Raw genomic sequence first — 19,131 nt, 5'->3', positions numbered from 1 at the left:
ATTAGTCGCAGGCCTTGACGCTGCCGGCCTTGACGCCCTGGCAAGCTTCAGCCTTGGAGATCCAGCCGGCGTCGATGACGACGTTCAGGTTTTCCTTGGTGATGGCGAGCGGCTTCAGGAAGATCGACTGCATCTTCACCTTCTTCGGACCGCCGTCGAAGGTGGTGACACCGTCGACCTTGTCCATGGTGGTGCCGCCTGCGAGCTGCAGGGCGATTTCAGCAGCGCGCTTGCCGAGTTCACGCGAGTCTTTCCAGACGGAAACCGTCTGGGTGCCGAGCGCGATGCGGTTCAGAGCGGCCTTGTCGGCGTCCTGACCGGAAACCGGGACGGAGCCAGCCATGCCCTGTGCGTCGAGAGCAGCCACTGCGCCGCCAGCCGTACCGTCGTTGGAAGCAACGACTGCGTCGACCTTGTTGTTGTTGGCGGTCAGGAACTGTTCCATGTTGCGCTGCGCGTTCTGCGGCAGCCAGCCGTCGGTGTAGGCTTCGCCGACATTCTTGATCTTGCCGGCGTCGATTGCAGCCTTCAGAACTTCCATCTGGCCCGAGAAAAGGAAGTCAGCATTCGGGTCGGAAGACGAGCCCTTGATGAAGACGTAGTTGCCTTCCGGCTTGACCTTGAAGACGCCCTCAGCCTGGAGGCGGCCGACTTCCTTGTTGTCGAAGGTGATGTAGAAGGCAGCAGGATTTTCGATCAGGCGGTCGTAGCCGACGACCGGAATGCCTTCAGCAGCAGCCTTTTCGATGGCCGGGCCGATTGCGTCGGAGTCCTGAGCCAGAACGATGAGGGCGTTTGCGCCCTGCGAGATCAGCGATTCGACGTCGGTCAGCTGCTTGGCGGCCGAAGACTGCGCGTCAGCGGAGATGTACTTCGCGCCAGCGGCTTCGAGTGCCTTCTTGATTGCAGCTTCGTCGGTCTTCCAACGCTCTTCCTGGAAGTTCGACCAGGACACGCCAACGACGAGGTCGGCGGCCATTGCAGCCGTCTGCATGGAAACGAGGATGGCGGCGCCCGCCATCAGCTTCATAATAGATTTCATAACTATCCTCCCAAGTGATGAGCGGCCAGCCCCAGCCAGTGGTTTCCTCCGGCCGCCGCGGATCGCTGTCCAGAAAACTAATTATTTTCTCGACAGTCGAGAAATTTAGTGTCAGAGATTTTTTCAACTGTCAACAGGCCACTACCGGCAGAATCGTCCGACACTCAGAAGTTGTTGGAGATGGCCTGTGAAACGAGGGCGGAAGCGGGGGAAGGGCGGCATTCATGCTGACCAAATCGAGCACAGAGTCTGTGCGGCAAAGGAATAGCGGGCTTGTTCTCGCGGCCCTTCGCCGCCACGGCGCGCTCGCGCATACCGAGATTTCCGATTACACGCAGCTCTCCTCCGCCACCGTCTCGGCGATCACTGCCGATCTCGAAAAATCCGAGATCATCGAGCGCTCCGAGCAGCAGGCGGCGAGCGGGCGCGGGCGTCCGCGCGTGCTGTTTCGCCCGCGCCGCGACTGCGGCTATCTGATCGTCGTCATCATCTCCTCGGACGCCGTGCAATATTCGCTGGTCGATTATGCCGGCAAGCTGATCGACCGGTTCAGCGAGGGTCGCTCGCACGATCCGGCGGGGGCGCCCGCCTTCGCCGCCGCGGTCAAGGAGGGGCTGGAGCGCATCCTGCAGCGCTCGCGCATTTCGCAGGAGCGAGTGCTGTTGATCTCGATCAGCAGCAAGGGGCTCGTCAATGCTGCCGAACCCGTGCTGCTCTGGTCGCCGATCTTCGGCACGGACCGGATCGATTTCGAATCGCTGCTGCGGCCGGAATGGCAGGCGCGCGTCATTCTCGACAATGAAACGCTGCTGGTCGCCGCCGCACTCGGCGCCCATGAGGAGAATGTGAAGGGCGCCGATTTCCGCTCGCTGGCAGCGCTGTCGCTCGGCCACAGCATCGGGCTCGGCATCGTCCGGCGCGGGGCGAATGGCGGCCACGAGACCTCGGCGCCGAATTTCGGCCATATGCTGCACACGCCGAATGGCGGGCTTTGTCGATGCGGGACCAAGGGATGCATCGAGGCCTATGCGGGCTTCTATGCGATCCTCAGAACCGCCTTCGAAGTGCCGCTCGATACCATCCCTGCCAAATTCGTCCCCGTCAGCGAACTCGACAAGATCGCGGCCCGCGCCCGTCAGGGTCACCGCATGTCTGCCTTCGCCTTCCGCCAGGCGGGGCTGGCGCTCGGCAACGGGTTGTCGCGCATGCTCAGCATGACCGAACGCATGCCGGTGGCGATCACCGGTCCCGGCACGCGCTATTACGATCTGCTGCGGCAGGGGATCGAGGAGGGGCTCGGCCAATCGCATCTGGTGCGCCTGGAAGGCATGCCGGAACTACGCGTCGTCGCCGACGAGCAGAACCTCGTCTTCGAGGGTCATCTCAACCGGGCGCTGGCGCTGCTCGACGAGGATATTCTCGGTGGCGGCAGCCAGGTGGGGCTGGAGCGTTCGGCTTAAGCGCTCCCACTGGCCGCAAGCAGCAGAAGCTGATCGCGTTCCCTGTCGACACCTTCCGTGAGACGCGCTGCGGCAACGAGCGGCAGCCATGCGAGTATCTCACCGGCAGGGTGGCCGCTTTGACCGGCATAGATTTCGAGATAGATGTGGGCCGCCTCCGGCATCGCATGCAGCATCAGAAGATAGCTGCGGCAGGCGTCGGCGAGCGGATCTCCGCAACAGGCATCGAGCCAGTCGAGGATGATCGCCTGGTCCCCGGCGCCGTGGATATTCCAGGGGTGGAAATCCCCGTGGCAAACGCGGTCTTGCTCCCGACGGGCCGCAAGCTGCCGCAGCAGTGTCTCCCGCAGCGCGCTTCCAATCTCCGGCGTCTTCCGGATGTTCGCGGTCAGCCGGTCTTTCAGCGATGCTAGCCCGGTCCCCGGCACGGCGTGCAGGCGAAGTTGCAGCTGCACCATTTCCGCTAGGACCGGCTGAAGGCCCTCCGCCTTGATGCGGGAGCCAAAGGATGCGCCCGGCGCGCGGTCCATCACGATACCCCAGCGCCCGTCATGTCTGCCGGCAGCGTAGACATGGGGTGCGGGGAGGCCGAGGCGTTCGACGACCGCGAGATTTGCAGCCTCGCGAAAGGTGGGCGCTTTTACGCCCGGCGATTTGTAGAGCTTCAGGGCATGATCACCATAGACATGGACATCGGCTTCCTTGCCTGATCCCAATAAGGCGCCAATCTCGTTCATGTCCGGCTCCGGATCGTTCTGCTCATTCAAGCATAGGCGCAAATGCGTCTTGCTGCTGCCGCGAATTGAATCGGGCGCCAGGGCGTAAAATCATCAATTGCTTATATTTTGTGCTGGCGCTAGCGATTGAAACTTTCGCGCTTCGTGCCATCCTTGCTTAAATGCCCAGTTTTTCGGCGCTTTTCGGCGTTGCAGACGATTTTACAAATCTTCCCTGCGAACTGTGCATGGTTCTTGCATTGCTATTTGCGTTGTATTCAAATGAACAAAAAAGGGGAGCCACACCTTTGGCATTTGATGAAATGATCACCGGGGGCGAGAGTCCGCGTCAGCCATATGAGAAATATTTCGAGTGGTACAATGCCCAGGACAGGGCGCATCTGATTGGAAAATCCCGCGACGCGGAAAACATCTTCCGGAAAACCGGCATCACCTTCGCGGTTTACGGACATGCGGATTCCTCCGAAAAGCTCATCCCCTTCGACATCATCCCGCGCATCATCTCCGGCCGTGAGTGGCGCAAGCTCGCCCAGGGCATCGAGCAGCGCGTCATCGCGCTGAACGCCTTCCTCGACGATATCTACCACAAGCAGGAGATCATCCGGGCAGGGCGCATTCCGCGCGAGCTGATCGAGAACAACGTTGCCTTCCTCTCCGAGATGATCGGCTTCCGGCCGCCGGGCGGCGTCTATACCCATATCGTCGGCACCGACATCGTGCGTACCGGCGAAGACCAGTTCTACGTACTCGAGGACAATGCCCGCACGCCTTCCGGCGTCTCCTACATGCTGGAGAACCGGGAAACGATGATGCAGATGTTCCCGGAGCTGTTCCACGAGAACAAGGTGCAGCGCGTCGAGGACTATCCCTATCTGCTGCGCCAGTCGCTGGCTTCGCTCGCCCCTCCCGGCTGCAAGGGCAAGCCGCGCGTCGCCGTTCTGACGCCGGGTATCTACAACTCCGCCTATTACGAGCATTCGTTCCTGGCCGATACGATGGGCGTCGAGCTCGTCGAGGGGTCGGACCTGCGCGTCATCGACGGCAAGGTGAAGATGCGCACCACCCGCGGCTACGAGGCGATCGATGTTCTCTACCGTCGCGTCGACGACGATTTCCTCGATCCGCTGACTTTCCGTCCGGATTCGGCGCTCGGCATTCCCGGCATCATGGACGTCTACCGCTCAGGCAATATCACCATCGCCAACGCGCCGGGCACCGGCATCTGCGACGATAAGGCGATCTATTCCTACATGCCCGAGATCGTCGAGTTCTATACCGGCCGCAAGTCGATCCTCGAGAACGTGCCGACCTGGCGCTGTTCGGAACCGTCGAGCCTGAAATATGTGCTCGAACATATCGAGGAACTCGTCATCAAGGAGGTTCACGGCTCCGGCGGCTACGGCATGCTGGTGGGGCCGACGGCCTCCAAGAAGGAGCGGGCGGATTTCGCCGAGAAGCTGAAGGCGCGGCCGAACAATTATATCGCCCAGCCGACGCTGTCGCTCTCGACCGTGCCGATCCTCGTCAACAAGGGGATTGCGCCGCGCCATGTCGACCTGCGTCCCTATGTGCTGGTTTCCGACAAGGTACAGATCATTCCGGGCGGGCTGACCCGCGTGGCGCTGAAGCAGGGCTCGCTGGTGGTCAATTCCAGCCAGGGCGGCGGCACCAAAGACACCTGGGTATTGGAGGACTGATGCTCGGAAGAACTGCGAACGGACTCTACTGGATGTTCCGTTATATCGAGCGCGCCGAAAACATCGCGCGTCTCGTCGATGCCGGCCTGCGCATGTCGCTGACGCGCAGCGGGACGGGGGACGACAACTGGGATGGCGTGCTGCAGAGTGCCGGCGTGCGCGAGGCCTATGACGAGGGCCATGCGAAGCTGACGAGCGCCGATGCGATCGACTATCTACTGCGCGATCTTTCCAACCCGTCGAGCGTCATGTCCTGCATCGACAACGGCCGCAACAATGCCCGCATGGTGCGCACGGCGCTGACGCGCGAGACCTGGGAAGCGACCAACGAATGCTGGATCGAGCTGAAGGCGCTGCTTTCGAAGCGGCTGAAGGCGGCGGAGCTGCCTGAAGTCATCGACGTTATCAAGCGGCGGGCAGGGCTGATCCGCGGCGCCTTCCACGGCTCGATGCTGCGCAACGAGCTCTACAACTTCGCCCGCATCGGCACCTTCATCGAGCGGGCCGACAATACGGCGCGTATTCTCGACGTGAAATATTACGTGCTGCTGCCATCGGTCTCTCAGGTCGGGTCGTCGGTCGACAACGTGCAGTGGGAATCGATCCTGCGCTCGGTTTCGGCGCACCGCTCCTACAGCTGGGCCTATGACGACGAGTACCGGGCGGCGAATATTGCCGACTTCCTGATCCTCAACGGCCAGATGCCGCGCTCGCTTGCTTATTGCTACGAGAAGATCGTCAGCAATCTCGGCTATATCTCGCGCAGCTATGGGGGCGAGCGGCTTTCGGCGCATGACACGGCGGATGCAATCCGCGCTTCGCTGCATGCGCGGGCGATCAAGGACGTGATCGATCAGGGGCTGCACGAATTCCTGGAGGAATTCGTCAACCGCAACAACACGCTGAGCGTCGAGATCACCAACGGCTACCGGTTCTACGTATAAGCGGCGGATGAAGAGATGAGATTGAAGATCAGCCACATCACCGAATACCGCTATGACGAGCCGGCGCAGTTTTCGCTGCAGCGCCTGCGCTTGACGCCGCCGAGCGGTTTCGGCCAGGTCGTCATCAACTGGTCGCTCAATGTCGAGGGTGCGACGCCCGAAGTCGAGTATGACGACCAGTTCGGCAATCACGTCAATCTCGTCTCGCTGGAAGGCGAGCAGCAGGTGACGCGCATCGTCGCCGAAGGGGAGGTCGAGACCGAGGATCGCAATGGCGTCACCGGTCCGCATACCGGCTTCTGCCCGCTCTGGCTCTTCCTGCGCGACACGCCGCGCACCAAGCCCGGCAAGCTGATCAAGGAGCTCATCAAGACCGTCAGCGGCGACAACGATCTCGCCCGCATGCACGCGCTGATGGCGGCGATCCACGAGACCGTCGATTACAAGCCGGGTACCAGCGACACGGAGACCACCGCCGAGCAGGCGATGGAGAAGAAGAGTGGGGTCTGCCAGGACCACGCCCATATCTTCGTCTCTGCTGCCCGCGCCATGCAGATCCCGGCGCGCTATGTCTCCGGCTACCTGATGATGGAAGAGAAGGTTGACCAGGCGGCAACCCATGCCTGGGGCGAGGCGCATATCCCCGGCCTCGGCTGGGTCGGCTTCGATCCCGCCAACAAGATCTGCCCTGATGCCCGCTACGTCCGCACCGCCTCCGGTCTGTGCTATCGCGACGCCGCACCCGTCTCGGGAATGCGCATCGGCACGCCGGGCGAGAAACTGTCGGTGGTGGTGAAGGTCGAAGATCAGGGGCAGGCACAGAGCCAAAGCCAGAGCTGATGTCACACGGATAGCGATCAAAATATATTAATCGCAATATAGTCTAATGTAATATCGCGCACCTGTGCTACAATCAACCTAGGAATGCAGTGGGCAACTGACCATGGGGAGAGTATCCATGTCAGCAATGCAGGCCTTTGCCGATCAATATTCTGAAAATCCGCAGAAGATCTGTGCGGGTGCTTTGCGCGCCTGCGCCATGCCCGTCCGGGTCTTTGACCGAAGTTGTCGGCCCGGCGACATCGCGGATAGCGGCGGGACTGACCGGCCGCGCTAATCACAGTGCCAACATGCGATAATTCAACGGCTTGATCTTGCCGTTCCTGAAATGCGTGTCCGGTTTTTCAGCCGGTTGCCACGCCTGTTTCATCTGGGGGATCGCACCATGTTTGAGCGGAAAATCGTACAGATCATTGCATTCATACTGGTTGCCGGCGCTGCCGGATATGCGCAGGCGCAGAGCTTCGTGCGGCTGCTGCCGGAGGCGACCACACTCAGCACCGAGGAAAACAACGAGCTGAAGGCGATCAAGTCGCTACCGACGACGGAATGGGCAAGGCTCGCTGAGGTTGATCCGGAACAGCTGAAAAAGGGCGGCGACGTTACCTTCGATCTCGGCGAGGGCCGGTCGCTTTCGTTGAGCGGCAACGACAAGGTCGCGGCCACGGCGCGCGATTTCGTCTGGTCGGGCGAAGAGAAAGCGGCGAACCGCAGCAATGCGGAAAGTCATGCCAATGCCGTCGTCACCGTCGATGGCAATGAGGTCTCGGCGACGATCCGGACCAATGAGGAGCTCTACAGCATCGAGCCGATCGGCGGCGGCGCGCATGTGATGATCAAGGTCGCCACCGATCGATTGCCGCCCGATCACACGGAGCGGCGGCTGCAGCGGCGCGGCGAGAAGCGCGAGATGCCGGGCCGCGAATTGCGCAAGGCCGACAGGGCGGTGGCGACGATCCGCGTGCTGGTTTTCTTCACGCCGAAGGCGAAGGCGCAGATCAGCAATATCGCGCTGTTTGCCAAGCAGGCGGTCAACGAGACGAACACCGCTTTTGCCAAGTCCTCGGTGAATGCCAGGGCCGAATTGGCCGATGCGCAGGTCGTGCAATATACGGAGACCGGCTCGCAGAAGCGGGACACGGCCCGCCTGACGGCGCGGCGGGACGGCTACATGGACGGCATCCATGCGATACGGGACCGGACCAAGGCCGATCTCGTACTCCTGATCACCACCGACAGAGGCGAATGCGGCTGGTCGCAGCAGGTCTATGCCAATGCGGCCTCGGCCTTCGCATCGAACTACTTCGACTGTTCGATCAAGAACCTGTCGTTTGCCCATGAGATCGGCCACCTGCTCGGCGCCTGCCACAATGTCGAGGACAGCAGCGGCTGCCCGTTTGCCTATGGGCATGGCTACCGGAACGAGCCGCAGCGCAAGCAGAGCGTCATGGCCTATCCATGCCGGCGCGTCACCTGCGTCCGGCAGCCGCAATGGTCGCGTCCGCCGGACTGGGGCAATGCGCGCCGCGCCGATGTGGTCCGGCTGCTGAATGCGACGGCCGGCCGGGCCGCGGCATTCCGCTAGAGACGGAAGGATGGGCAATGGCGTTTGAAATGTCGCCACAGCAACCGGCGGGCAGCCCGCTGACATCAGGCGTGCTTGTGTTCCTGCTGACGGATGTCGAGGGATCGACCTATCGCTGGGAGGAATTTCCCGATGCGATGGGGGAGGCGCTCGAACGGCATGACGCGATCCTGCGCGAGGCAATCCTTTCGCATGGCGGCCATGTGTTCAAGACGGTCGGCGATTCCTTCCATGCCGTCTTCTCCGCCCCGGCCGCCGCCGTCTCTGCCGCCCTCCAGGCGCAGCGGGCGCTGAATGCGCAGGATTTCGGGGCGATCGAAGGCATGAATGTGCGTATGGCCGTGCATGCCGGACCGGTCGAGGTGCGCGGCGAGGATTGCTTCGGTCCCGGCATCAATCGCGCCTCTCGGCTGCTGCTCGTCGCCTATGGCGGGCAGGTGCTGGTGTCGGGCACCGTTGCCGACCTGTTGCAGGGGAGATTGCCCGAAGGGGCCAACCTTTTCGATCTCGGCCGCCACCGCTTCCGGGACTTGCAGGAGCCGGAGCAGGTCTTCCAGCTGGTTGCCGACGGCATCAGCGAGGCCTTTCCGCCGCTGCGCTCGCTCGGCGCCCGGGCTGATCGCCTGCCGCGGCCGCTGACATCGTTGATCGGGCGTGAGGCGGAGGCCGCCGAGCTGATCGGCCGGCTGGAGCGGGCGAGGATGCTGACCCTGATCGGGTCCGGCGGGGCGGGCAAGACGCGGCTTGCGATCGATCTCGGCGCGCGGCTGGTGGAAGCCTATCCCGATGGCGTCTGGTTCGTGGAGCTTGGGCGGCTGGAGGATCCGCAGCTGGTGGCCGAGCAGATCTGCGGGACGATCGGCGTCGCCGTCCAGCATAACCGCACGGCCGTGGTGAGCGCCGTCGGCTTCATGCGCGAAAAGCAGGCGCTGCTGATCATCGACAATTGCGAGCATCTCGTCGATGCCTCGGCGGATGCTGTCGATGCCATTCTCTCCGGGTGTCCCTCGATGTCGGTCCTCGCGACATCGAGGGAGCCGCTTGGTGTGTCGGGCGAAAACCTGTTTCGCGTTCCAAGCCTCGCCGTGCCGCCGGCGGAGGGGAGCACTGTCGACGAGGCAATGGCATTTCCGTCGGTGCGGCTGTTTGTCGAACGCGCCGCGGCGGCTGCCGGAGACTTCGTGCTGACGGAGGCCAATCTGGAGGCGGTGATCAGCATCTGTCATCAGGTGGATGGCATTCCGCTGGCGATCGAGCTTGCAGTGCCAAGGCTTCGGATCATGCGCCCGGAGGCGCTGGCGGCGGGCCTGCGTGACCGGTTTCACTCGCTGGCGCAGGGAACGCGCGGAGCGCCGCCGCGCCACCGCACGCTGCAGACCTTGTTCGAGTGGAGCTACAATCTGCTGAGCGAGCAGGAGCAGACCCTACTGCGGCGTCTGTCTGTTTTCGTCGGCGGCTGGACGGTGGAATCGGCGGCGGCGGTCGTCTCCGGCGATCCGATCGATGACGACGATGTGCTGCAGCTTATCACCTCGCTTGCCGACAAATCCCTCGTCGCTGCCGATTTCTCGACGGAGAGCACCCGCTATTCGCTGCTGGAAACCACCCGCCAATATGCTTTCGCCAAGCTCTTCGAATTGGGCGAGCGGGGCCGTAGGCGGCGCCTTGCCGAGTACATGACGCAATTCTACGCGCAGGCAAGCCGCGTCTGGCCGTCCATGCCGACCGAGCCATGGATGACGTCCTATCAGTCGGAGATCGACAATCTGCGCGCGTCGCTGGAATGGGCCTTCGGGCCGGAAGGGGACGCCGATATCGGCCGGGAGCTGACCAGCGTCAGCCTGCGGATATGGGACGAGCTTTCGCTGCTGCCGGAGCGGGAGCGATGGTTCTCGCTCTCCGTCGGCTCGTTGCCCGACGATACTGCGGAGGATGTCGCGGCACGGCTCTGGCTGGGGCGGACATCGGTGAGCTCGCATGGCGACAAGTCGACATTCGATGCTGCGATCAAAGCGGCTGCGCATTTCCGCAATCTCGGTGATCAGCTGGGCTCGGGCGAGGCGCTGGCGCGGGCAGGGGCGGCGCTGCTGACGCCCAGCCAGCGTGAGGAAGCGCTGCGCTATCTTCAGGAAGCGCTGGAGCTGCTCGCGACCCTGCCGCCGACAAAGCCTCTTGCTGCCTGCCTGCGGTCGCGCGCGGTAGCGGCCTATTTCGAAGGTCATTTTGCGGAGGCTCGCACGTTGATCGACCGCTCCTCCGTGGTGGCCCGCCTGCTGGGCGACACGCAGGGGATCGTCAATGCGATGATCGCGCTTGCCGAGCTCGAGTTCGCCGAGGGGCATGTCGCGGCGGCGATCAGCACTGCGCGCCAGATGATCGATCACGAAGATTGCAACAGGCGCCAGCTGGCGCTCGGCTTCGGCAACCTGACGGCCTATCTGCTGGCTTCCGATCGGCTGACGGAGGCGCGGCTCACGGCGTTCAACGGGCTCCTGAAGGCGCGCTCGCTCGGCTGGCCGGCGGCGATCACGCGCATGGTCGAGCATCTGGCGCTGATCGTCGGCATCGAGGGCGATCTCGACCGCGCCGCGGTGCTGCTCGGCTATAGCGAGCATTTCTATGTGCTGGATACAGCAAGCCGGGAGATCACCGAGAGAGTCGGCTACGAGCGGCTCTGCACAATCCTGGAAACCATGGCTCCGATCCGGCTGACGGAGCTCAAGGCGGAGGGGGCGGCACTGCCGGAGGCCGAGGTGGTGGAGTTTGCATTGAAATCCTAGGACCGGCCGGCATGCAGCCCGGCCTGACCTGACTGTTGCGTGCGATCACGGAGGGAGGGCTTGTGATGATCAGCAGACGGGAATTCCTTGCCGCAGCGACCTGCGCGGTATCGATCGGCGGCAACGTCTTTGCTGCCGATATGCTGGCAGAGGCGCCTGCGAATGCAGGTCCGAAAGTCTACGGCGCCGATTTCACCGGGCCGCTGCCGTCCAGCCTTTACCTGCGCGGCCGCTTGCCGCCGTCAGGCTCCGAGGAGGCGACGGCACGACGGATCATCAACGCCGCGCCGCGCTCGACGCCGCTGGCGGTCATGCGCTACTTCGCCGGTCTTCGCGACGTCAACCGCGACGGCGAGGCCTATAATGCGGGATGGGCGAGCCGCTGGAACCCCGTTATCGTCGAGTTCTACCGGGCCACCGATGACGACCATAGCGGCGACCGGACGCCATGGTGCGCGGCCTTTCTGAACTGGTGCCTGGAGCGCTGCGGCTATGACGGCGGCACGCGCAGCACGGTCTCCGGCAGTTTCCGCAAGGCGGGCGGGCTGACGCGCAGCCCTTCGGTCGGCGACGTCGTCGTCTTCAAGCGGGGCAACACAGGCTGCCGCGGCCATGTTGCCCTCTATCTCGGCCGGAGCGGCAGCAATTACCGGGTCATCGGCGGCAATCAGACCGATATTCACGGCCATTCCTCGATCAATATCCGTGATGTGCCTTTCCCCGGTTCCGGGCTGGCGCTCCATTCCTTTCACCGGATCTCGGCCTTCCGTCCGGCGGTGTCGCCGCGGCCGAGCTGCTGATCACAACACCCACGAAAGCAAAAAGGCGACCCAAGGGCCGCCTTTCGCATTCGAGTTTCGCACTTCTCAGTGGCTGTCCTTGCCCACTGCGCTACCGCGACATCCCTTGAGGAAGTCGAGGTCGGCGCCGGTATCGGCGCCCTGGACGTGCCGCTGGTGCAGCCAGGCGTAGCCGGAGGTCGGCAGGTCGTGGTGCGGCTTCCACTCGGCGAGGCGCTTCGCCAGTTCCTCTTCGGAGATGTCGAGGTGCAGGCGGCGGTTCGGAACGTCGAGCTCGATGAAGTCGCCGTTCTTGACCACGGCCAGCGGGCCGCCGACAGCGGCTTCCGGCGAGGTGTGGAGCACGACGGTGCCATAGGCAGTGCCGGACATACGGGCGTCCGAGATGCGCACCATGTCGGTGATGCCCTTCTTGAGCACCTTCGGCGGCAGACCCATGTTGCCGACTTCGGCCATACCAGGATAGCCCTTCGGACCACAGTTCTTCATGACCATGACGCAGGTCTCGTCGATGTCGAGATTGTCGTCGTTGATCTTCGCCTTGTAGTCGTCGATGTCTTCGAAGACGACGGCGCGGCCGCGGTGGACCATCAGATGCGGGGAGGCGGCCGACGGCTTCAGGACGGCGCCCTTCGGGGCGAGGTTGCCGCGAACGACGACGATGCCGCCGGATTGCGTCAGGGCCTTTTCAGCCGGGAGGATGACGTCTTCGTTCCAGTTGACGACGTCCTTGACCTCTTCCCAGACGCTCTCGCCTGATACGGTCAGCGCATCCTTGTGCAGGAGGCCGGCTTCGCCGAGGCGCTTCAGCACGACGGGCAGGCCGCCGGCATAGAAGAACTCTTCCATCAGGTACTTGCCCGACGGCATCAGGTTGACGATCGTCGGAACGTCGCGGCCGCAACGGTCCCAGTCGTCGAGCGTCAGGTCGATGCCGACGCGGCCTGCCATGGCGAGAAGATGGATGACGGCATTGGTCGAACCGCCGATCGCCGCGTTGGTGCGGATGGCGTTTTCGAAGGCCTGCTTGGTCATGATGTCGGAGGGCTTCAGGTCGTCCTTGACCATCTGCACGATGCGGCGGCCGGTCAGCTGCGCCATGACCTTGCGGCGGCTATCGACGCCCGGGATCGCGGCATTGCCGGACAGCGCCATGCCGAGCGCTTCGGCCATGGAGGCCATGGTCGAGGCGGTGCCCATCGTGTTGCAGGTGCCCGACGAACGGCTCATCGAGGCCTCGGCCTCAAGGAATTCGGCCTGCGTCATCTCGCCGGCCTTCACCATTTCGGAGAACTTCCAGAGATGCGTGCCGGAGCCGACGCGCTCGCCGCGGAAATAGCCGTTCAGCATCGGACCGCCGGTGACGACGATCGAGGGGAGGTCGACGGATGCGGCGCCCATGATCAGCGACGGCGTGGTCTTGTCGCAGCCGACGAGCAGCACGCAGCCGTCCATCGGCTGGCCGCGGATCGCTTCTTCGACCGCGAGTGCCGCGAGGTTGCGGTACATCATCGCCGTCGGGCGGAAGGTGTTTTCCGAAGCCGAGAAGACGGGCACTTCCATCGGGAAGCCACCGGCTTCCCAGACGCCGGCCTTCACCTTTTCGGCGAGTTCGCGCAGATGGCCGTTGCACGGCGTCATGTCGGACCAGGTGTTGAGGATGCCGATGACAGGGCGTCCGTCGAACAGGTCGTGGGGATGTCCCTGGTTCTTCATCCAGCCGCGGTGATAGATCACGTCACGGCTGGTGCCGCCGTACCATTCCTGCGACCGCAGCTTGCGGGGCCATTCCGCTTTCTTGAACATTGTCTCTTGCCTTTTGAGGAATGCCGAGCCGCCCTCGCGACGGCCCGGATCACCAGTTGGTCGTCAAGCCAGCGTGTAGCTGGTCTTGACCGTTGTGTAGAATTCGGCGGCGTACTTGCCCTGCTCGCGCGGGCCGTAGGACGAGCCCTTGCGGCCGCCGAAGGGAACGTGGAAGTCGACGCCTGCGGTCGGCAGGTTGACCATCACCATGCCGGCTTCGGCATTGCGCTTGAAATGCGTCGCATGCTTCAAGCTGGTGGTGGCGATGCCTGAGGAGAGGCCGAAGGGTGTGTCGTTGGCGGTGGCCAGCGCTTCTTCGTAATCCTTGACGCGGATGACCGAGACGACCGGGCCGAAGATCTCTTCGCGCGAAATGCGCATCTGGTTGGTGGCTTCGGTGAAGAGCGTCGGCTGCAGGTAGAAGCCGGGGGTGTCGCGGGTCAAGAGCTCGCCGCCGAAGGCGAGCTTGGCGCCTTCCTTCTTGCCGATCTCGATATAGTCGATGTCGGTCTTCAGCTGGCGCTCGTCGACGACGGGGCCGATATGGGTGCCGGCCTTCATGGCGTTGTCGACGACGACGGTCTTCAGCTTCTCGGTCAGCGCGGCGACGAACTTGTCGTGGATGCCTTCGGTGACGATCAGGCGCGACGATGCCGTGCAGCGCTGGCCGGTGGAGAAGAAGCCGGAGTTGGCGGCAGCTTCGACGGCAACGGTGAGGTCGGCGTCATCGAGGACGACCATCGGGTTCTTGCCGCCCATCTCCAGCTGGAACTTGCGGTTATGCTCGATGGAAGAGGTGGCGACGCGCTTGCCCGTGCCGGTGGAGCCGGTGAAGGTGATGCCGGCAATATCCGGGCTGTCGAGCATGGCCTGGCCGACGACAGAGCCCTTGCCCATGACGAGGTTCAGAACGCCCTTCGGCAGGCCAGCGCGGTGCAGGATGTCGACGATCGCCCAGGAGCAGGCGGGAACGAGTTCGGCCGGCTTGAAGACGATGGTGTTGCCGTAGCAGAGAGCCGGGGCGATCTTCCAGGCCGGGATGGCGATCGGGAAGTTCCAGGGGGTGATGATGCCGATGACGCCGAGCGGGTCACGAGTGATCTCGACGCCGATATTCGGGCGCACCGACGGCATCGTCTCACCGGCGAGACGGAGCGCTTCGCCTGCGAAGAATTCGAAGATCTGCGAGGCGCGGATGGTTTCGCCGATGGCTTCCGGAAGCGTCTTGCCTTCTTCGCGCGCCAGCAGAGCGCCGAGCTCGTCCTTGCGGGCCATGATCTCGTCGCCGGCCTTCTTCAGGATGACGTGGCGTTCCCAGATGCCGGAGCGCGACCAGGCAGGGAAGGCGGCCTTGGCGGCGGCGATGGCGTTCTTCGTGTCTTCGGCCGAACCGTCGGCATAGAGGCCGACGACTTCGTTGGTATCCGAGGGATTGATGTTCTTCGTCGCATTGGTGCCGACCCACTCGCCGGCGATCAGGTTCTGATAAATGGTCATGGGCCTGGAAGCCTCCTCTACCTTTTACAAATTTTTTGCTCCGGCCGTCTGGCGGCCGGATGAAGTGAAATTAGAGCTGCTTGACGACGATTTCTTCTTCGGCGTCGATCTTCAGCGGATTGCGCAGCGCCAGGCCGAAGTCAGCGACTTCGATTTCGAAGACGTCGCCTTCCTCGGTCTTGATGCCATCGGCGAAGGACAGTGTCGCGGTGCCGAACATGTGGACATGGACGTCGCCGGGCACGCGGAACAGGCCGTACTTGAAGTGGTGGTATTCGAGGTTGGCGAAGGTGTGCGACATGTTCGCTTCACCGGACAGGAAGGGCTTTTCGAAGATCACTTTGCCACCGCGCTTGATGCGCGAGGTGCCGCGGATGTCCTCGGGGGCTGCGCCGATGCGGATTTCCGGGCCGAAGCTTGCGGGGCGCAGCTTGGAATGGGCGAGGTAGAGATAGTTGATCCGCTCGGTGACGTGATCGGAGAATTCGTTCGACAGCGCAAAGCCGATGCGGAACGGCGAACCGTCTTCGGCGATGACATAGATGCCGGCCATCTCGGGTTCTTCACCGCCGTCGAGCGCGAAGGAGGGGGAGACGAGGGGAGCGCCGGGAGCTGCCGCACCGTAACCGTTGCCCTTGTAGAACCACTCGGGCTGGACGCCCTTTTCGCCGGCCTTCGGCTTGCCGTTCTCAAGACCCATCTTGAACATCTTCATCGAGTCCGTGAGGGTTTCCTCGGCGGCTTCGGTGGTCTTCTTGTGCATGCTGTCGCGGGTGGCGGCAGAGCCGAGATGCGTCAGGCCGGTGCCGGTCAGATGCAGGTGGGCTGCATCGGGATGAGTGATCGGCGGCAGGAAGCTGCCGTCCGCATATGCCTTTTCGAGATCGACGGCGTCGCCGTAGCCGTGCGCCTCGATGACCGAGACGAGGGACTTGCCCTTGTTTGCTGCTTCCATGGCGAGCGCATAGACGCTGCCTGCATTCTTCACGGCCTTCGCTGCACCGCCCGGCTCGCGCACGGCGACGATGATCTCTCCGTTCGAACCCTTGATCTGCGAAATAAGCACGGTCTTCATCCTCTTTGGGTAGCTGCGGATAATGCTCCGCCTCTCCGGCTCCAGAGGGAGCCGGAATTATTCGTTTTCATGACTGCGAATGCGAATGCATGGAGCTGGCGCCGAAGCGCTCAGCCCTTGTTCTTGTTATAGACGTCGAAGAAGACGGCGGCCAAAAGGACTGCGCCCTTGACCATCTGCTGGTAGTCGATGCCGAGGCCGATGATCGACATGCCGTTGTTCATGACGCCCATGATGAAGGCGCCGATGACTGCGCCGGTGATCTTGCCGACGCCGCCGGAAGCCGATGCACCGCCGATGAAGCAGGCGGCGATAACGTCCAGTTCGAAGCCGACACCGGCCTTCGGGGTTGCCGAGTTGAGGCGCAGCGCGACGATGATGCCGGCGAGACCTGCAAGCGCACCCATGTTGACGAAGGTGTAGAAGCTCAGGCGTTCGGTGTTGATGCCGGAGAGCTTCGTGGCCTTCTCGTTGCCGCCCATGGCGTAAACGCGGCGGCCGATGGTCGTGCGGCGGGTGACGAAGGTGTAGATCGCGATCAGCACCAGCATGACGACGAGAACGTTCGGCAGGCCGCGATAGGTCGACAGCTGCCAGCCGAGCGCGAGGATCGCGAGCGTGATGATGGCGTTCTGGGCGATGAAGAAGCCGAAGGGCTCGACATCGATGCCGTGGCTTTCATTGACCTTGCGGCGGCGCCAGGCGAGGTAGAAGAGAACGGCCGGGATGATCAGCGTCAGGACGAGCGAGGTCGACTGGACCGGGATGCCGGCGATGTCGATCATGTCACCCGGCAGGAAGCCGGTGCTGATGACCTGGAATTCCTTCGGGAAGGGGCCGATGTTCTTGCCGCCGAGAACCGTGAGCGTCAGGCCGCGGAAGACGAGCATGCCCGCAAGCGTCACGATGAAGGACGGGATGCGGTGATAGGCAATGAAGTAGCCCTGTGCCGCGCCGATCAGCGCGCCGACGAGGATACAGATCACGCCGGCCAGCCAGAAGTTCACCCCGAGCGACACCGTCAGGATCGCCGCTATCGCGCCGACAAGGGCGACGATCGAGCCGACCGAGAGGTCGATGTGGCCCGCCACGATGACCAGCAGCATGCCGAGGGCCATAATGACGATGAACGAGTTCTGGAGAACGAGGTTGGTCAGATTGACCGGGCGGAACAGGATGCCGCCGGTGTAGATCTGAAAGAACAGCATGATGGCGACGAGCGCGATCAGCATGCCGTATTCGCGGATGTTGCTACGGATGTAGTCAACAACGGAAACGACGTTGCTTTCCTCGGTTGTTGGGTTGACCGGAGTCATTGTTTCTTCTCCCCTGAGCGCATGATAGCGCGCATGATGGTTTCCTGGCTCGCTTCTCCCTTCGGCAGTTCCGCGACGATCCGTCCTTCGTTCATGACGTAGATGCGGTCGCACGTACCGAGAAGCTCGGGCATTTCCGATGAGATCATCAGAACGCCTTTGCCGTCGGCGGCAAGCTGGTTGATGATAGTATAGATTTCATATTTCGCACCCACGTCGATACCGCGGGTCGGCTCGTCCAGGATCAAAACATCGGGATCGGAGAACAGCCACTTGGAGAGGACAACCTTCTGCTGGTTGCCGCCCGAGAGATTGACCGTTTCCTGGAAGATGCCCGACGAACGGATGCGCAGCTTCGACCGGTAATCGGTCGCGACCTTGCTTTCCTTGATGTCGTCGATGATCGTGTTGTTGGAGATGCCTGCGAGATTGGCAAGCGAGGTGTTGTGCAGGATGCTGTCGTTCAGCACCAGGCCCAAATGCTTGCGGTCCTCGGTGACGTAGGCGAGGCCGGCATCGATCGCCTTGCGGACGGTGCTGACATCGACAGACTTGCCGTGCATCAGGACGTCGCCGGTGATCTTGTGGCCGTAGGCCTTGCCGAAGACGCTCATGGCGAACTCGGTGCGCCCCGCACCCATCAGGCCGGCGATGCCAACGACTTCGCCCTTGCGGACGGTGACGTTGATGTCATGCAGCACCTGGCGGTCGCGGTGATGCTGGTGATAGGCGTTCCAGTTCTTCACTTCGAGAATGGTTTCGCCGATCGGCACCGAGCGCGGCGGATAGCGGTCTTCGAGATCGCGGCCCACCATGTTGCGGATGATGATGTCTTCGCTGATCTCGTCCGCGTGACAGTCGAGCGTCTTGACGGTCATGCCGTCGCGCAGGACCGTGATCTGGTCGGCGACTTTGCGGATCTCGTTCAGCTTGTGCGAAATGATGATCGAGGTGATGCCCTGATTGCGGAACTCGATCAGCAGATTGAGGAGCGCGTCGGAATCGCTTTCGTTCAGCGATGCGGTCGGCTCGTCGAGGATGAGCAGCTTGACGCTCTTCGACAGCGCCTTGGCGATTTCGACGAGCTGCTGCTTGCCGACGCCGATGTCGGTGACCAGCGTATCAGGGGATTCGCGCAGGCCCACCTTGGCGAGCAGCTGGCGCGTGCGATTGAAGGTTTCCTGCCAGCTGATGACGCCGTTCTTGGCGTTCTCGTTGCCGAGGAAGATGTTTTCGCCGATCGAGAGCAGCGGCACGAGGGCCAGCTCCTGATGGATGATGACGATGCCGATCTCTTCGGAGTCCTTCAGGACCTTGAAGTTGCGGACGTCGCCTTCGTAGACGATCTCGCCATCGTAGCTTCCGGCCGGGTAAACGCCGGAGAGAACTTTCATGAGGGTCGACTTGCCGGCCCCGTTTTCGCCCACCAATGCGTGGATCTCACCCTGGCGAACCTTGAGGTTCACATTCTCGAGCGCTTTGACACCCGGGAACGTCTTGGTGATGTTCCGCATTTCGAGGATTGTATTGTCCATAGTCAAAAATCCAGCGC

The 19,131-nt window shown here is 62.7% G+C and carries 15 protein-coding genes; 8 read left to right on the top strand and 7 right to left on the bottom strand.

Going from position 1 to position 19,131, the window contains the following annotated elements:
• Position 1: 1 nt before the first annotated feature.
• The gene (xylF, locus tag ACEN84_RS22880; protein ID WP_112719501.1) at positions 2-1,042 is read right to left on the bottom strand and encodes a D-xylose ABC transporter substrate-binding protein; all 1,041 of its coding nucleotides are present in this window, start codon (positions 1,040-1,042) and stop codon (positions 2-4) included.
• 224 nt (positions 1,043-1,266) lie between these two features.
• Between xylF and ACEN84_RS22875 the strand changes: the two genes are divergently transcribed.
• Entirely contained in the window at positions 1,267-2,502 is a 1,236-nt protein-coding gene (locus ACEN84_RS22875) for an ROK family transcriptional regulator (protein ID WP_112719500.1), read from the top strand.
• Here the strand turns inward: ACEN84_RS22875 and ACEN84_RS22870 are convergent.
• On the bottom strand, positions 2,499-3,239 hold the full coding sequence (locus tag ACEN84_RS22870; RefSeq protein ID WP_413710012.1) for a phosphotransferase family protein: 741 nt from the start codon (positions 3,237-3,239) through the stop codon (positions 2,499-2,501). The genes ACEN84_RS22875 and ACEN84_RS22870 overlap by 4 nt on opposite strands.
• 287 nt (positions 3,240-3,526) lie before the next feature.
• On the opposite strand from ACEN84_RS22870, the gene ACEN84_RS22865 reads away from it, so the two are divergent.
• The 7 genes from ACEN84_RS22865 to ACEN84_RS22835 all read left to right on the top strand — a co-directional run bounded on the left by ACEN84_RS22865 (position 3,527) and on the right by ACEN84_RS22835 (position 11,885).
• Positions 3,527-4,936, top strand: a complete 1,410-nt coding sequence (locus ACEN84_RS22865; RefSeq protein WP_413710011.1) for a circularly permuted type 2 ATP-grasp protein — start codon at positions 3,527-3,529, stop codon at positions 4,934-4,936.
• Positions 4,936-5,880, top strand: a complete 945-nt coding sequence (locus tag ACEN84_RS22860; RefSeq protein WP_112719498.1) for an alpha-E domain-containing protein — start codon at positions 4,936-4,938, stop codon at positions 5,878-5,880. Before ACEN84_RS22865 ends, ACEN84_RS22860 begins: the two co-directional genes overlap by 1 nt.
• Before the next feature lie 15 nt (positions 5,881-5,895).
• Positions 5,896-6,720 carry a transglutaminase family protein gene (locus ACEN84_RS22855; protein ID WP_413710010.1) on the top strand — a complete coding sequence of 275 codons (825 nt, stop codon included), beginning with the start codon at positions 5,896-5,898 and terminating at the stop codon, positions 6,718-6,720.
• A 118-nt stretch (positions 6,721-6,838) separates the two neighbouring features.
• Complete coding sequence (locus ACEN84_RS22850; protein ID WP_413710009.1) at positions 6,839-6,997, top strand: hypothetical protein; 159 nt, start codon at positions 6,839-6,841, stop codon at positions 6,995-6,997.
• Between the two features lie 108 nt (positions 6,998-7,105).
• A complete protein-coding gene (locus tag ACEN84_RS22845) occupies positions 7,106-8,305 on the top strand; it encodes a reprolysin-like metallopeptidase (RefSeq protein WP_413710008.1) in 1,200 nt (399 codons plus the stop codon).
• A 17-nt stretch (positions 8,306-8,322) separates the two neighbouring features.
• Entirely contained in the window at positions 8,323-11,085 is a 2,763-nt protein-coding gene (locus ACEN84_RS22840; RefSeq protein ID WP_413710007.1) for an adenylate/guanylate cyclase domain-containing protein, read from the top strand.
• A 65-nt stretch (positions 11,086-11,150) separates the two neighbouring features.
• Positions 11,151-11,885 carry a TIGR02594 family protein gene (locus ACEN84_RS22835; RefSeq protein ID WP_203428340.1) on the top strand — a complete coding sequence of 245 codons (735 nt, stop codon included), beginning with the start codon at positions 11,151-11,153 and terminating at the stop codon, positions 11,883-11,885.
• A 66-nt stretch (positions 11,886-11,951) separates the two neighbouring features.
• Here ACEN84_RS22835 and araD read toward each other — a convergent pair whose 3' ends face one another.
• The 5 genes from araD to mmsA all read right to left on the bottom strand — a co-directional run bounded on the left by araD (position 11,952) and on the right by mmsA (position 19,114).
• Positions 11,952-13,691, bottom strand: a complete 1,740-nt coding sequence (araD, locus tag ACEN84_RS22830) for an L-arabinonate dehydratase (protein WP_413710006.1) — start codon at positions 13,689-13,691, stop codon at positions 11,952-11,954.
• A gap of 63 nt (positions 13,692-13,754) precedes the next feature.
• A complete protein-coding gene (locus ACEN84_RS22825; RefSeq protein WP_413710005.1) occupies positions 13,755-15,188 on the bottom strand; it encodes an aldehyde dehydrogenase family protein in 1,434 nt (477 codons plus the stop codon).
• Between the two features lie 70 nt (positions 15,189-15,258).
• Positions 15,259-16,254: an AraD1 family protein gene (gene araD1 / locus ACEN84_RS22820; protein ID WP_199627437.1), complete on the bottom strand. Its 996-nt coding sequence runs from the start codon at positions 16,252-16,254 to the stop codon at positions 15,259-15,261.
• 119 nt (positions 16,255-16,373) lie between these two features.
• The gene (gene mmsB / locus ACEN84_RS22815) at positions 16,374-17,579 is read right to left on the bottom strand and encodes a multiple monosaccharide ABC transporter permease (protein ID WP_112719490.1); all 1,206 of its coding nucleotides are present in this window, start codon (positions 17,577-17,579) and stop codon (positions 16,374-16,376) included.
• Entirely contained in the window at positions 17,576-19,114 is a 1,539-nt protein-coding gene (gene mmsA, locus ACEN84_RS22810; RefSeq protein ID WP_199627429.1) for a multiple monosaccharide ABC transporter ATP-binding protein, read from the bottom strand. The genes mmsB and mmsA overlap by 4 nt, the downstream gene beginning before the upstream one ends.
• Positions 19,115-19,131 lie beyond the last annotated feature (17 nt).

The organism is Rhizobium sp. Rhizsp82 (genome assembly GCF_047325115.1).
Lineage (GTDB): Bacteria > Pseudomonadota > Alphaproteobacteria > Rhizobiales > Rhizobiaceae > Rhizobium.
This window is presented reverse-complemented; position numbering and strand designations above follow the sequence as displayed.

Excerpts from the sequence above, each read along its gene's own strand:
- xylF (WP_112719501.1), bottom strand. The coding sequence starts at position 1,042 with ATGAAATCTATTATGAAGCTGATGGCGGGCGCCGCCATCCTCGTTTCC.
- ACEN84_RS22875 (WP_112719500.1), top strand. The coding sequence starts at position 1,267 with ATGCTGACCAAATCGAGCACAGAGTCTGTGCGGCAAAGGAATAGCGGG.
- ACEN84_RS22870 (WP_413710012.1), bottom strand. The coding sequence starts at position 3,239 with ATGAACGAGATTGGCGCCTTATTGGGATCAGGCAAGGAAGCCGATGTC.
- ACEN84_RS22860 (WP_112719498.1), top strand. The coding sequence starts at position 4,936 with ATGCTCGGAAGAACTGCGAACGGACTCTACTGGATGTTCCGTTATATC.
- ACEN84_RS22855 (WP_413710010.1), top strand. The coding sequence starts at position 5,896 with ATGAGATTGAAGATCAGCCACATCACCGAATACCGCTATGACGAGCCG.
- ACEN84_RS22850 (WP_413710009.1), top strand. The coding sequence starts at position 6,839 with ATGTCAGCAATGCAGGCCTTTGCCGATCAATATTCTGAAAATCCGCAG.
- ACEN84_RS22845 (WP_413710008.1), top strand. The coding sequence starts at position 7,106 with ATGTTTGAGCGGAAAATCGTACAGATCATTGCATTCATACTGGTTGCC.
- ACEN84_RS22840 (WP_413710007.1), top strand. The coding sequence starts at position 8,323 with ATGGCGTTTGAAATGTCGCCACAGCAACCGGCGGGCAGCCCGCTGACA.
- ACEN84_RS22835 (WP_203428340.1), top strand. The coding sequence starts at position 11,151 with ATGATCAGCAGACGGGAATTCCTTGCCGCAGCGACCTGCGCGGTATCG.
- araD (WP_413710006.1), bottom strand. The coding sequence starts at position 13,691 with ATGTTCAAGAAAGCGGAATGGCCCCGCAAGCTGCGGTCGCAGGAATGG.
- ACEN84_RS22825 (WP_413710005.1), bottom strand. The coding sequence starts at position 15,188 with ATGACCATTTATCAGAACCTGATCGCCGGCGAGTGGGTCGGCACCAAT.
- mmsB (WP_112719490.1), bottom strand. The coding sequence starts at position 17,579 with ATGACTCCGGTCAACCCAACAACCGAGGAAAGCAACGTCGTTTCCGTT.
- mmsA (WP_199627429.1), bottom strand. The coding sequence starts at position 19,114 with ATGGACAATACAATCCTCGAAATGCGGAACATCACCAAGACGTTCCCG.